Origin of the sequence: Psychrobacter sp. KCTC 72983 (genome assembly GCF_014280455.1) — a bacterium.
Lineage (GTDB): Bacteria > Pseudomonadota > Gammaproteobacteria > Pseudomonadales > Moraxellaceae > Psychrobacter > Psychrobacter pacificensis.
The window spans coordinates 162,832-177,110 of the sequence record NZ_CP060390.1; the positions used below are offsets into that span (position 1 = coordinate 162,832).

Consider the following 14,279-nt stretch of genomic DNA (forward strand, 5'->3'; position numbering starts at 1 on the left):
ATTTCACTGACTGTTTGTGAGCTGATGCCACTATTTATCTATGATAACGTACTATAGCAAAAAATACTGAATACCAAATCGAACACCGCTTGTCTAAATAAGAAGCAACCCATTGTATTCACTTTTCAGCGTTTAACCTATCTGAGCCTTAGTACAAACACACCTGCCACCGCTGAGTAAAAACCTTAGCATATAAAGTAACAACCTCACCCCTATTCCCGTAAATTTGCTACAATGTGCCCAATTTTGATTGTCTATTTGACTAATATTTCAAACAAGCTGAGCTTTAGATGAACTCAGTTTTATCCTGACTAAATATCAAGTCTTATATTAGCTCAGTACCAACTATTTTATTAATACATTGAGAGACTGTTATGGGTTTTAATTGCGGCATCGTCGGCCTACCAAACGTGGGTAAATCCACCTTGTTTAATGCGTTGACCAAAGCGGGTATCGCCGCTGAAAACTTTCCGTTTTGTACCAAAGATCCCAACACCGGTATCGTACCAGTACCCGATCCACGCCTAAAGAAATTGGCTGATATCGTCAACCCTGAACGCGTATTGCCAACGACGATGGAGTTTGTAGACATCGCAGGTTTGGTGGCAGGCGCGTCAAAAGGCGAAGGCATGGGCAACCAGTTCCTCGCCAACATCCGTGAGACTGATGCGATTGCCCATGTCGTTCGCTGTTTTGATGATGACAACGTGGTACACGTCGATGGTCGCGTCAGTCCGATTGATGATATCGAAACCATCAATATTGAGTTGGCATTGGCAGATTTGGAAGCGGTTGAACGCGCGATACTGAACTTGACCAAAAAAGCCAAAGGCGGTGACAAAGACGCTAGCGCCATGCTGGATGTGTTCAAAAAGATTGAGCCATTATTAGCAGAAGGCAAAGCGGCGCGCGCGGCCAATCTAGACGCTGATGAGAAAAAACTCATCCGCAGCTACGGCCTCATCACCCTAAAGCCAACCATGTATATTGCTAACGTTGCTGAAGATGGTTTTGAAAACAATCCCTATCTCGACGCTGTTCGTGATTACGCGACTGGCGAAGAATCTATCGTCATTCCTCTATGCAACCAAATCGAAGCTGAAATTGCCCAGCTAGATGAAGAGGACAAAAAAGACTTTTTGGCTGAGATGGACATGGAAGAGGCTGGTCTTGATCAAGTGATTCGCGGTGGTTATGATTTGCTTGATATGCAGACCTATTTTACCGCTGGTGTCAAAGAAGTCCGTGCATGGACCGTTGCAATTGGCGCTACTGCCCCGCAAGCCGCTGGCGTGATTCATACGGACTTTGAGCGCGGCTTTATTCGTGCTGAAGTGATCGCTTATGATGATTTCATCGAATACAACGGTGAAAAAGGCGCTGCTGCCGCTGGTAAGTCACGGCTGGAAGGCAAAACTTACATCGTTCAAGATGGCGATGTCATGCACTTTAGATTTAACGTGTAGCTTTAGCTAGTCAATACTATCTGATAGCTAATCAGCCGATGTTGGATATTTTCCAGCATCGGCTTTATTTTATTACCCTTTTGTTATATTATAACATATCTTATCTTGCTTATTTGAGGGCTTATACTTTGACTGACTTTTTCTCTTTTTCCAAATTTGCAAGTGCTGCTCTCATAGGCAGTGTTATGACAGTTTCATTGTTAGGCTGCCAGCCAAAAACAGACGGTGAGCCAGCAGCATCTGAAGATGTGACAACCGTAGACAGTCACGCAGAGCACGATGAACATGCCCATGATGATATGGAACACGATCATGCAGGACATGACCATGAAAGTCATAATGACATGGACGTTCACGAAGGACATGATCATGAGGGTCACGACCATTCTGAGCACGCTAGCAACAGCACACCATTCTCTTGTGAGCCTACTGCTACTATCGGCGTCTACTATCATACCGATGCCACACCACAGACCGCGCACCTACTTATTGACGGTATCGAATACGATTTGACAGCTGCCTCTGGTAGCGACGCCCTTACTGACAAAACCATATACACAAGTGATATTGGATTAGATGACACTCATGGCATTATATGGCAAGTGGATGGTGACAACGCAACCTTGCTAAACAAAACACTAAATAGTGATGTGCCTATCGACGAGGAAGAGGTAATTTTTGATTGTCATAAATCTTAATTGCCATGGCGCTTAGTGGCTGTACCAAGGGCGCTATTTTGTTATGCTAGAGGCTCCCTTGGTTTCGGATGTTCCAATATGCTAAGTACCCCAACCTCTTTGTCGTCTTCTACTGCGCAATGGTCTCATCTTCTCAACTCACAGCGTCTTGGCGCTGCCAAAAAATACGGCGCTAATACAAGTACTCGCTCACAGTTTCACAAAGACTATGACAGACTGGTATTCTCTCACTCGTTTAGGCAGTTGAATCAAAAAACCCAAGTTCATCCATTGACCAATCAGCTGGGTATCCATACTCGCCTGACCCATTCGCTTGAGGTCTCCTCTATTGGACGCTCTTTAGGGATGATGACCGCAGAAAAGCTCCATGATAAGCTAGGCAATGGCTTACTAGCAGGAGTCTCGCCATCTGATATTGGCGTAATTGTACAAGCAGCCTGCCTCGCTCACGATATTGGTAATCCGCCGTTTGGTCATGCTGGAGAGTACGCCATTCGTGACTGGTTTCGGCAGCCTGATCCTCAAGCGATTTTGCAAAAATTAAGCAGCAACGAGCGGTTAGACTTACTGGCCTACGAAGGCAATGCACAAGGGTTTCGGTTGCTGGTGCGCAATGAGCACCATCCCGATAAAGGCGGTATGCGTCTTACCTGCGCAACGCTAGGCGCTTTTATGAAATATCCTTGGCTTGCCACTCACAGCAATGATGCAAATGACAACGCCCATAATGTACAGAAATTCGGCTGCTTTTATAGCGAGACCTCTCAGTTAGAGGAGCTGGCAGCCTGTTTGCATTTGCCGCGCTCAACACATCACGATGGCTTTGCACGCCATCCGTTGGCGTATCTGTTAGAAGCGGCAGATGATATCTGTTATGCGCTAATAGATTTAGAAGATGGTATTAATCTGAATATGCTAACCTATAGCGAGGTTGCCACGATATTTTACGAGCTGATTGGCGAGCATCCTGATAGCGTCAGCCTGCCTGTGCATATGTCAGTCAGGCAGAGTCTGGCCTCTTTGCGATCACGCGCTATGATGCGCTTGGTCAATACGATCACCGATGCTTTTGTGGCCAATAGTGAAGACTTGCTGGCAGGTACGCTCCAAGGCAGCTTGTTTGCCCATTGCGACACCACTGTACAAACTGGCATCTTGCAGGCCAAGCAATTGGCCCGCGAAAAAATATTTAATCATCCAAACAAAGTAAGAATGGAGCTAATGGCCAATCAATGCTTGCATCGTCTCATGGATGCCTTTGTACCACTGGCTTGGACGGGGACTGAGGCAGTAGAAGCTGCTGCATCTATGTCGTTTGAGCAACAGAGTCTGTTAAGATTACTACAGCCACACTTAGATGAGCATCGCCGCGTGTTATCAGATAATATTTATCACAATATATTGAATATTTTAGATTTTATTACAGGTATGAATGACCATGAAGCCTATCGATTGGCGCAAGAATTACAAGGTCACTGGGGTACGGTGGTTTAAAAGACCAATGCAGGTTTAGTAAATTAGCACGAATTGTGCATTTTGGTCGTATTTGTGCGCTGAAATGAGTATGATAAACCTCTATCGGATAATTTTGAAATATTATGAGCAGTCGCGAACAAAAAAAACTTCAAACTCGGCACGCTTTTTTTAATGCCGTACTCGATCTATGTATGACAGGGCAGTCTTTTAGCTCTATCAGTCTCAGACAAGTCACGCGTGAGGTTGGCGTTGTGCCGACTGCGTTTTATCGCCATTTTGATGATATGGAGTCGCTCGGTCGCGCCTTGGTCATCGAAGAGTTGGGTGGTACGCTCGCCACACTCAGCGATAGCCTACAAATTGGGCGCAAGCGTAGCTTTGATCGTCAGATAGCCAAAAGCATTCAGTTGTTCTTATATATGGTCAGCGATCAGCCTTACTACTGGCAGTTTTTGGTCAGTGAGCGCTACGGTGGCTCAGAATCTGTGCGAAAAGCCATCAATGAACTGGTTAAAAAACATGCCCAAAGTTTGGCAGATGATCTGGCATTACAGCCAGCATTTACCCATATCAATGATTATGACCGTCGTCTATTGGCTGAGGCTGGCGTAAATATGTTCTTTTCTTGGATTATCGACTGGTTAGAATTGACCTACACTGAAGATCACGATGACGAAATCGATCTAAACGTCATCGAAGAAAATAAACAGTTGATGCTACATAACTGCACTCGCCAAGCGCAGATGCTATTTTATGGTGCTTACAACTGGAAATCTAGTGAAGAGACTCGCTTAAGAGATTAATAAAAAGCGCACCACCATTCATCAAAAGCTAGGACGAAACGCCCATAGTCGCTGCGTGACTACTTTGACTTCCTTGGGCTTTTCGCTAGTGACATCGCTGCTGTTACTACTAGTGTCATTTGTGGCTTGACTGTCGTTCGCTGCGTTTTTACCAATCAAGACAGTGGCAAAGCGCTGTCTTGCCTGACCAACAGTTGCATTATCACTCGCGGTAATAAGCGCCATAAAGGCTTGGCTATCAACTGCCAACAAAGGCGTCAATGCTGCCCGCTGCTTTTCATCTAAGCCACTCAAAATTGGCAGTTGCCATAGCTCATCGATAGATGTGAGCACTTGCTTACTGCGCGTGTCGACTATCCCCTGCATCTGCTGACTGGTGGCACCATCGATCAGTGCGGCAAGCAATGCGGGGCTCGCAGTATTAATATTGATAGGTAAATAATAAGGAACAGCCGTCAGATAAGGTCGTAGTGTCGCTAACACCTCTGCACTCACCCCCCGAACCTCTTGTAACTGATCAACGCTAACAAAAGGCTGGTTTGGTAGTGCGCCATCTACTGAACGGTTTAGTTGCTGGGTATATACCGCACTTTCATCACCGCCATCTAGATAAACTTCACTGTCCGTATCTTGCCAATCGAGGACGGCAATAGCAATATCTGGTTCTAAATTCAACTGTGTTAAGAGACGTTGGAACACTTCTAGCGCAGCAGTATCAACCGTACCACCTTGGTACAAGTTATTGATATTAAAACGACCCGCCTCATCACGCAGCTCGATGCTGACACTATGGTTTGCTAATGTGTACGGCGGTATCGGCTGTGCCCAGATATCTTGCTCACTATCGGTGTCGTTGAGTTTGCTATCAGCACGAATCATCGTCACTGCTAACTGCTGACCGGCATCGATATCTTGCAATAGCTGATTTTGATCAAACAATAATCCGCTGCGCCTAATCGCAACTTTTTGGTTAGCAAGCATCGCGCCTGCCACCACCGTGATACTCACCACCAATAGTAAGATAGTAAGCAGCGCCACACCGCGCTGAGAGTTTGCTTTCATTGTCATAGAGAGCTTATGTTGCTGAGCAAGTGATGCATGTTAAATACTACCTTCTCAATTACTGTTTCCCACACTGCTATTATCTGTATTACTGCTATTACTGTTATTACTATTACTATCACTACCATTATTATTGTCGCTGCTATTATCATCATTACTATCGTTGCTATTAGCAGCCTTTGCGCTACTACGGGGTATTGGTTGTGGCGCTAGGGCCCACTGCCAAGTGATAGGCATGTCTTGATAAGTAAAGTTGACGGCAATTCCTTTCGGTAGCAAAACAACATCGGGATTAGCACCCGCTGCTTGCCCCAATGCTATATTTGTATTGCTACTATTATTGACGTCATCGCTTGGAAATTTGGTGCTAAGCTCTGGCAAATAGGCTTGCCAACGCCCAGCAGTAACACCTTCTAATAACACACTGTCTAAACTGACGCTATCGCGCCCATCTTCAAGACTGGTATATTGACGACGTATCAGGCGCTCATCTGCAAAAATATATTCAATATGCTGGAGACTAGTGCTGCTTTGATAACGTGGATCAGGATCAGCAAAGCGTACAAAGCTGATATGTTCACCATCTACCCTCATAAAAGGCTCAGGTGCTATCTCATTTTTTTGCTCGCCTGCTTGGTTACTATTACTTGTACTGTCGTTTGTACTGTTAGTTGGCGTACTATTATTTTGAGTATTAAGCGCTTGATAAGGAATCACTTGTGCCATGTCTTGCTGTAGTTGTAGATAGGCATACTGTAGTACGGCCAAATTATCCGCATGACGTTGTGCGCGCTCGCGGGCGCGGCTGACACTGTCAAATACTTGCCAGCCTGCGACTGCCAACATGGCAAATATCGCCATAGCAACCATCAGCTCAAGCAGCGTAAACCCGCGCTGTAGTTTCATACTCACAAGCCGCCCCCTGCTTGTCCGATAATACTTTCACTACTTAAATCTAAACTGCTCGTATCTTGGTCGGCATTGCTTAGCATGACACTAATATCAGTGACCGACGTGCCTGCCTGTCCGTCTATGATAGGCGCCACTGCGATATTTATTTGTTTTAGTGCAGGTGTGATGGCATCACCGACAGTCATGACTATTTGCCAGTCACGCCCTTGAGCATTAATCGTTTGGGTACGGTTGGCAGTCAACCATGTGTCTTGAATACGCAAATCAACAGCGGCATTTTGTGCAACAAAATGAGCAAGCGTGCGGGTGCGCAATATATCAACCGATTTCAAATACGCACTGCTAGCACGGCTCGCCGCGACGGCCACTACTGCCAGAATGGCTAAGGCAACCATTACCTCAATCAAGGTAAAACCACTCTCGCGCCCAGACTTAAGTGATATAGATTTGAGAGACGTAGGCTGAGCCTTCGTCGCAGAATATTTGGACAACTTATTCACTATAATCCCTGCCCTATCATCATACTACCATCGGGCATTATCGTAATCACCTCACCCACCAGACGCGAATCGTGAATTACTTCGATGGTGACAGGCGTCGCTTGGCCCGTACCAAACCATAATACCTGCGGCACGCTTTGATCACTAAACCAAGGCTGTAGCGTTTGCGTCTGTCCTGTACTCGTTGAATTACTAGCATCCAAGCTCTGCACTCTGATACTCACGCCAGCGGGCAGCTCAGGCAGGCTAACCTCTGATTCAACCTCCCAGCTTGGTGTTGGCTGCGTCTCTCCAGTAGCGTCTGACAGACTGCTCAAATCAGCAGACAGCTCCATTGCGTTCTTTGGCTGGCTGTCCCTGTTACCTACTGAAATATCAGCCGTTTGATAGGCAATATAAGGATTCGATAAGGTAACGATTACAGGCGCTACCTGTCCCTGCTTATCTGCCTGCAAACGTAAGCCCATCGGCTGCATACGCTCAACTGATAGCAAACGGACGTAGCTCAGTGAATCAGTGAAGTGTTCATAAAATGCACGGTTTTTGCGAGAGTCACTACTGCCGACAGACAGACTCATCATGCCGGCAAATATAGATAGAATCACCACCACTACCACGATTTCAACCAGCGTAAAACCACTTTGCTTATGACTGCTTATTGATGAGGTATGTTGTGAGGGACATGCATTACTTGATAGAGAGAGACAACTACAATCAGACGATGTAGCTAAAATACCAAAGCGATTTGGACAAGGCGTTTGACCGACGATGGCTAAAGGGCAGTTGGCCGCTGAGCTGGACTGAGTCTTGACAGTGACCGGCATATTGCACCTATAAGCCTATAATTCAGTTTTGTATATAGGGTGATAACGTTCATTTTTATGAACGCTAAGAAAGATACATTGAAAGATAGATTTTGACGTGCTGCCATATCAGGTATGACAACACGTAACACTAAATAATCAATGACATCGAAAATCAGTCGACATTCTAATAATTGGTATTGCGATGCTCTTCTGATTCTGTATCGATTTGCTCGACCAACTCTTGCATATCCTCATCCATCACCTCTTCATCTTCGGCAGGATAATGACTCGGCAATTCTAACATTTGCTGAACAAAGGCGTAGCGCAAGGTATCACGTCGACCCAAATAACGCTGATAAAAGCTTGAGTTTAGTAGACCCGCACCGCCTTGACCCATCGCCCAAATAGAAGATAAATAATCGCGAGTACTCAGACTACTATGCTCGTCTTTCAGATAAGCACTGATAATATCAATCAAGCGCTTCATACGCTGGCGACGAATATCATACAACTCGCCAAATAAGCGATTCAGACCAGTGACCGATGCTGCCAGACGCTCTTCGATTTGATTCAATAGCATGGCTTTTTGCGGATTAAATAGCTGCTGAAAAATCATGCGGGCAACGCCTGCCGATGGGCAGTCATCAATACGGTTGATATCAAATAGCTGCTCTTCGTAGCGGATAATAATACGCAGATAAAGCTCATCTTTGCTAGAAAAATGCTTATATAGCGTGCCTTTAGCCAAGTCGAGCTGATCGGCCAAACTGTCCAAAGTAATATCACCATCGCCTGACTCAAGTAGCAATTGCTCTGCCATCGCTAAGATATTTTCTTCTCGTGCCTTAAACTGATGCTGACGACTCATAATCTCTCCTAAAACATGACAAGATTAAGCATACAACCATCATTTACGGCAGTACATCGGCAATGAAAGTATGGGACTGTACCAAGACTGCTCGAGGACCACAAAAGGGAATATGCTTATGTTTGCTAAATAGTCATTGATAATCAGGTGGCTATATTTAGTGTGATACATACCTAAGGGGATTGAACCACAAGACTATCAAATAAATGACTGAGTGGTCATAGCATAACCATTTTAATGATACTGTGCTAGTAAATTTTCAAAGTTTTTTGCCGTCAGTGCACCGACTTCCTCGCTACTACATCCATACATGTCTGCGATACAGTTTGCCACGTAGGGAACATATGCAGGCTCGTTTGGTCTACCGCGTTTGGGGACTGGCGCCAAGTATGGACTGTCAGTTTCAATGAGTATTCTGTCTCTCGGCATTTTTTGAGCTGCATCCTTGATGTCTTGCGCGCTCTTAAAGCTCACGATACCTGAGAATGAGATATAAAACCCTAGATCTAGCGCACGCTTCGCCGTCTCCCAATCTTCAGTAAAACAATGAATGATGCCATGCTCCGCACCTTCACTTTTTAGAATATCAATCGTGTCTTCTTTGGCATCACGCATATGGATGACGAGTGGCTTTTTTAGTTGCTGACTGGCATGAATATGACGCGCAAGGCTGGCTTGCTGCGCTTTTTTGTTTTCTGTTGACCAGTAATAATCGAGTCCTGTCTCTCCAATTGCCCACACATGATCCGCTTTGGCCGTTTCTATCAGACGCTCGACTGTCGCTGATTGTAATATACCAATGTCTTCACAAGGATGAATACCGACGCTCATCCCTAGGTTTAAAGTCTCATCATTATAAGTGCTGACAATATCAGCAATCTCATCATATTCAGCAAAATCACACATGATCGCCATCGCGCGAGTGACATTAGCCGTTTTCATGGCGTCAATCGCGCCAGCCAGTTGGCCATCATATTTGGTTAGATCTAAGCGGTTAAGATGGCAATGCGTATCTGTAAACATAAATAATCTCGTTATTGGAACAGTATCAGTAAAAGTTATTGGAATTTAACATTCGTTAGTGTATTGATTGCTCTAAAGACTTATATTTTCAAGTCGAGAAAATATCGCTATAGTCAAACACAGCAATATTTAGGTGTGGCTATTGTTGATAATCTGGTTTGTAAATATTTCATACTAATGTAGCGGCACCACACGCATCACCTCTTCTATCGTCGTCACCCCTTCACTCACGCGTTTTGCACCAGAGACACGTAAGGGTTGCACCCCTTCGCGGTATGCCTGTTGCTTAAGTACGTCTAAATTGGCATCGGCAGCGACCAATTTTTTTAACTCATTAGAGAGCGGCATAATCTCATAGAGTCCGACTCGTCCTTGATAACCAGTATGTCGACAGTGCTCGCAGCCTTGCGCGGTATAAATCTGTGTGGGTACTGGCGCGCGCCAAGGCTGAACAAGCTCTTGCCATTGGATGGCACTCTCACTATCTACGGTGACGTCCACAGCTTGTTTGCAGTGCGGACATAGCGTCCGTAACAGGCGCTGTGCCATGACCCCTAATATAGTCGCTGAGGTCAAAAAAGGCTGAATGCCCAGATCGTGCAAGCGCGTAATAGAACTTGGTGCGTCATTGGTATGCAAGGTCGAGAGCACCAAATGCCCCGTCAGTGAGGCTTGTACTGCCATATTTGCTGTTTCTGCATCCCGTATCTCCCCAACCATAATGATGTCAGGATCTTGACGCATCAGGGAGCGAATACCATCCGCAAAGTACAAATCGACACCTGGATTGACCTGCATTTGGTTAAAGGCAGGCTCGATCATCTCAATGGGGTCTTCAATCGTACAAACATTTACTTGCTCAGTGGCTAGCTGCTTGAGCGTGCTATAAAGGGTGGTGGTTTTACCTGATCCGGTTGGGCCCGTGACCAAAATAATGCCGTTGGGATTTGCGGTCAGCTCATGCCACGTCTCAAGCTGCTTACCCGACAGACCAAGCTGCGCGAACGAGCGAACGAGCACTTCAGGGTCAAAGACTCGCATGACCAGCTTTTCACCAAAGGCAGTGGGCATGGTAGAGAGACGTAGCTCAGTCTCTAGCCCTTTCGGCGTACGCGTTTTTAGTCGACCATCTTGCGGCTTACGTTTTTCTGCAACGTTCAGACGCCCTAAGATTTTGATACGTGCCGTCACTGCCACGATAATCGCGAGTGGCATCTCGTACACAGTATGCAGCACGCCATCAATACGAAAGCGCACTTTGCCCGTCTCACGGCGCGGCTCCAAATGGATATCACTGGCACGCTGCTCAAAAGCATATTGTAAGAGCCAATCAACGACTCTGACGATATGCTGGTCATTGGCATCAGGGTTGGTGTTGTCACCCAATTGCAGCAATGCTTCGACATTAGTAACATCAGCCGCAGCACGTTTGTGAACACTATTTGCCCCTGCTATTGCTTGCGTGACTTGATAGAACTCTTGGCGGTAGCGATTGATTTGCTCAGGATTGATATAGACCGTGCGATAGCTTTTTGACTTGATTAGCTTTTCGATATTTGAGTGCCAATCAGTATGAAAAGGTTGATCTGTCCCGATGACCACTTCATCTAAAGTGACCTCAATGGGCAAAATATACTGTGAGCGTGCATATTCAAAAGACATCAGCTGCGTCACTGCCGGGACGTCAACTTTTAATGGATCAATACGAACGAGTGGCATGTCTGCTTTGGCCGCTAGCCACTGATTTAGCCATGCCAGCGTCAACTTATTATCAGAGTTACCATCTAGGGCATGGCCATTGGGCAAGCCAAACTCACTAATCGTCAGCAATGGATGCTGCGCTTTGTTTCGGCGGCTGGTGATTACCAAATTATAGCCACGTTGATCGATGACTTTATCTGCCAATAATTCATCTAGGCACCAGCGTAAATCAATCACTATCGAATAATTCTGAGCAGCCATATTTTTCTTCTTTTATTGTTTGGGGTACGTTGACAAACATGCTATCGATTCATATCACTTATATTGCCACTACCGCTGTTATTTGCAACTGTCCTGAGTCTATCAGCCAAAAGCTCACATCAACAGACTTATAGCGCATGATAAATGAGGTTTTTTTCTCTCTGCGGCGGTATGCAGGCCTTGGATCTTGCGCAATTAGCGCTTTGATAGCATCGATATCAGAGATTAGCAATTGACTTTGTATGTGCTCGACCATCGAAGCAACTGTAGCACTTTTCGGCACACTCTTTATAGAGCTATGGCTTGCATCATTATTACTGACTTCAGCAGGCTCTGCTACGCTTGCTAGCAGCATAAATTGTTCGTAAGCCGCCTCTGTTATGACCACATCTAGCAATATTGGCGCAATCGGTGCAAATCCACTTTTTGCATCTAGAAGCACGTCGCTATAAGCTACGTACGGCTTTATATCGATAATTGGCGTGCCATCTATCATATCAGCACCCTTGATGATAAGTAGTACGCGACCTTGTACTATCTCAATACGCTCAAGTTTGACAACGGACAGTCCCAGCTCTGATGGACGATACATACTGCGACTGGCAAATACGCCTATCTTTTGGTTGCCACCCAATCTTGGTGGCCGCACTTGCGCTCGAAAGCCATTATTGGCTTGTTGATTGTCTTTATCTCGATAATTATGATGAAACTGCCAACTGATCCATATATGGCTAAAGTCTTCTAAACCCTCAAACGCGGCTGGCGTATCGTAGGGCGCTAGCATTTCAATGGCACTGATCAGCGCGACCAAATTCGGCTGACGCGGCGCCCCAAATTTTTGTGAAAGCGGCGCACGATGGTAGCCAATGATTGGGGCGTGGTGAGAGTTATCTAAAGACATATTGTCATCAGACATAGCGCGGCTCCAGTAATAAAAAACGGTTCTTTTTAGACAATTTGGCCAAATGATACAAAATTACTCACTAACGATATTCCATTTTATCATGCTGGTGGGTAGCAGCTAGACGGATTTTTACTTTAAAGTTTGATATCATGTGCAAGAAATTTTTTGATGAGAGTCTTTTACATTTGGCTTATCTGTAACTCCTCTTATCAATACTGATGATTTAACATGCACAAAAAATAGTCTACAGCCCTATCGGCTGATAGATAAACCTGATTATTGAATTTTACGGTAGGTACGTTTTAACATTCAGCTTTTTCGATAACTATTAGAATACTGATAGGTTTTTATATTTTTTAATCTATCATTGAAAATTTTGATTTAATACGTATTTAAGCCTAACGACAGCGATAACCACTTATTAATTAACGAGGACTTTATGTCAAAACTTCGCACCGAAACGGTCACAGAGGTTCATCATTGGAATGACTCTCTATTTAGTATCAAAACCACTCGTGACGATGGCCTACGCTTTCGTAATGGCGAATTTGCGATGATTGGTCTTGTTGTCGATGGTAGACCACTGCTACGTGCTTACTCGATTGCTAGTCCTAACTACGAAGAGCATTTAGAGTTTTTCTCCATCAAAGTTCAAGACGGCCCTTTAACCTCACGTTTGCAGCACATCAAAGTCGGCGATGAGCTATTGGTCAGCAAAAAACCAACAGGTACGTTGGTATTAGATGATTTATTACCTGGCAAACATTTATACATGCTCTCAACAGGTACCGGACTTGCCCCTTTCTTGGCATTGGCACGTGACCCTGAAGTATATGAGCGTTTTGACAAAGTTATTTTGGTTCATGGTGTCCGCCACGTTGATGATTTGGCTTATCGCGATATGTTCGAAAATGAGCTGCCTAATGATGAAATCTTTGGTGAATGGTTCCGCGAAAAGTTCATCTACTACCCGACTGTCACTCGTGAAGAGTTTAGAAACCAAGGCCGAGTCACAGACTTGATGAAATCAGGTAAATTATTCGAAGACATCGGTTTGCCTCCAATGAATAAAGACGACGACCGCGTCATGTTATGTGGCAGCATGCCATTCAACGCCGAAGTGTCAGCCATTTTGGATGATTTTGGCCTAACCGTTTCACCGCGCATGGGTGTGCAAGCAGATTACGCAGTTGAACGGGCTTTTGTAGGTTAAAAATGTTGAATTGATCGAAAATTATTTTAAATAAGTCTTGACGATCAAAAATAGGCTGCTATAATACGCAGCCTATACAGAGTTAACCCTGTAACCCAATTCGATAGTATTTATTTAATAGACATTATCTTCTAACATGCCAGTGTGATGGAATTGGTAGACATGACGGATTCAAAATCCGTTGCCTTTAAAAGCGTGTCGGTTCGAGTCCGACCACTGGTACCATATAGCAGTACAATCTAACCTCCCTTTTCGGAGGTTTTTTTGTGTCTGTTACTTTTATATCTGTGATATTCTTTGTTTACATCGCTACTTCAGATTCTCTAACAACACTTATCTTAATCGGTACGGCATAGCTCCATGGCATGCCAGCACTGCAATAAAAAGACCCATTACGAAACGACACAATATACGCGGTAAAGTCATTACCACAATGATCCATCATAGCTTGCTCGTCGCTGTCATCGCAAACTGCACACCATATTCGTTTTTCGCCGCGTGCTAGCATTGCCCGTGTTAAATCACTCCCTTTCAATTCGTTATTCATTTTCTGCTCCTTGGTCGTTCTGAACTCTCTAGCAACGAT

The 14,279-nt window shown here is 44.9% G+C and carries 14 protein-coding genes and 1 tRNA gene; 6 read left to right on the forward strand and 9 right to left on the reverse strand.

The features are described from left to right. Nucleotides 1–374: 374 nt before the first annotated feature. The 4 genes from ychF to PSBA01_RS00650 all read left to right on the forward strand — a co-directional run bounded on the left by ychF (nucleotide 375) and on the right by PSBA01_RS00650 (nucleotide 4,443). On the forward strand, nucleotides 375–1,466 hold the full coding sequence (gene ychF, locus PSBA01_RS00635; RefSeq protein ID WP_186474748.1) for a redox-regulated ATPase YchF: 1,092 nt from the start codon (nucleotides 375–377) through the stop codon (nucleotides 1,464–1,466). 185 nt (nucleotides 1,467–1,651) lie between these two features. After that, complete coding sequence (locus PSBA01_RS13190) at nucleotides 1,652–2,164, forward strand: hypothetical protein (RefSeq protein WP_071001306.1); 513 nt, start codon at nucleotides 1,652–1,654, stop codon at nucleotides 2,162–2,164. A 78-nt stretch (nucleotides 2,165–2,242) separates the two neighbouring features. After that, complete coding sequence (locus PSBA01_RS00645; RefSeq protein ID WP_186474749.1) at nucleotides 2,243–3,658, forward strand: deoxyguanosinetriphosphate triphosphohydrolase; 1,416 nt, start codon at nucleotides 2,243–2,245, stop codon at nucleotides 3,656–3,658. Nucleotides 3,659–3,762: 104 nt separating this feature from the next. Next, nucleotides 3,763–4,443: a TetR family transcriptional regulator gene (locus PSBA01_RS00650; RefSeq protein ID WP_058023818.1), complete on the forward strand. Its 681-nt coding sequence runs from the start codon at nucleotides 3,763–3,765 to the stop codon at nucleotides 4,441–4,443. A 21-nt stretch (nucleotides 4,444–4,464) separates the two neighbouring features. Here the strand turns inward: PSBA01_RS00650 and gspK are convergent, their stop codons facing one another. The 8 genes from gspK to tsaA form a co-directional block, all read right to left on the reverse strand. Then, nucleotides 4,465–5,511, reverse strand: coding sequence for a type II secretion system minor pseudopilin GspK (gene gspK / locus PSBA01_RS00655; RefSeq protein ID WP_228724602.1), 1,047 nt, complete (start codon nucleotides 5,509–5,511; stop codon nucleotides 4,465–4,467). A 48-nt stretch (nucleotides 5,512–5,559) separates the two neighbouring features. After that, on the reverse strand, nucleotides 5,560–6,411 hold the full coding sequence (gspJ, locus tag PSBA01_RS00660) for a type II secretion system minor pseudopilin GspJ (protein WP_186475387.1): 852 nt from the start codon (nucleotides 6,409–6,411) through the stop codon (nucleotides 5,560–5,562). A gap of 2 nt (nucleotides 6,412–6,413) precedes the next feature. Continuing rightward, nucleotides 6,414–6,917: a type II secretion system minor pseudopilin GspI gene (gspI, locus tag PSBA01_RS00665; RefSeq protein WP_228724603.1), complete on the reverse strand. Its 504-nt coding sequence runs from the start codon at nucleotides 6,915–6,917 to the stop codon at nucleotides 6,414–6,416. Further along, a complete protein-coding gene (locus PSBA01_RS00670; protein ID WP_186474750.1) occupies nucleotides 6,917–7,741 on the reverse strand; it encodes a prepilin-type N-terminal cleavage/methylation domain-containing protein in 825 nt (274 codons plus the stop codon). Before PSBA01_RS00670 ends, gspI begins: the two co-directional genes overlap by 1 nt. Nucleotides 7,742–7,907: 166 nt before the next feature. Continuing rightward, nucleotides 7,908–8,591 carry a TetR/AcrR family transcriptional regulator gene (locus tag PSBA01_RS00675; RefSeq protein WP_058023814.1) on the reverse strand — a complete coding sequence of 228 codons (684 nt, stop codon included), beginning with the start codon at nucleotides 8,589–8,591 and terminating at the stop codon, nucleotides 7,908–7,910. Nucleotides 8,592–8,825: 234 nt separating this feature from the next. Beyond that, nucleotides 8,826–9,614, reverse strand: a complete 789-nt coding sequence (locus PSBA01_RS00680; protein WP_071001301.1) for a TatD family hydrolase — start codon at nucleotides 9,612–9,614, stop codon at nucleotides 8,826–8,828. Nucleotides 9,615–9,788: 174 nt separating this feature from the next. Continuing rightward, the gene (locus PSBA01_RS00685) at nucleotides 9,789–11,576 is read right to left on the reverse strand and encodes a GspE/PulE family protein (protein ID WP_186474751.1); all 1,788 of its coding nucleotides are present in this window, start codon (nucleotides 11,574–11,576) and stop codon (nucleotides 9,789–9,791) included. A gap of 58 nt (nucleotides 11,577–11,634) precedes the next feature. Then, nucleotides 11,635–12,492, reverse strand: a complete 858-nt coding sequence (gene tsaA / locus PSBA01_RS00690) for a tRNA (N6-threonylcarbamoyladenosine(37)-N6)-methyltransferase TrmO (protein ID WP_186474752.1) — start codon at nucleotides 12,490–12,492, stop codon at nucleotides 11,635–11,637. Nucleotides 12,493–12,919: 427 nt separating this feature from the next. On the opposite strand from tsaA, the gene PSBA01_RS00695 reads away from it, so the two are divergent. Continuing rightward, nucleotides 12,920–13,693: a ferredoxin--NADP reductase gene (locus tag PSBA01_RS00695; protein ID WP_186474753.1), complete on the forward strand. Its 774-nt coding sequence runs from the start codon at nucleotides 12,920–12,922 to the stop codon at nucleotides 13,691–13,693. 138 nt (nucleotides 13,694–13,831) lie between these two features. After that, nucleotides 13,832–13,918: transfer RNA gene (locus PSBA01_RS00700), tRNA-Leu, on the forward strand. Between the two features lie 76 nt (nucleotides 13,919–13,994). On the opposite strand, the gene PSBA01_RS00705 is transcribed toward PSBA01_RS00700, so the two are convergent. Then, the gene (locus tag PSBA01_RS00705) at nucleotides 13,995–14,240 is read right to left on the reverse strand and encodes a hypothetical protein (RefSeq protein WP_058023809.1); all 246 of its coding nucleotides are present in this window, start codon (nucleotides 14,238–14,240) and stop codon (nucleotides 13,995–13,997) included. Nucleotides 14,241–14,279: the final 39 nt, after the last annotated feature.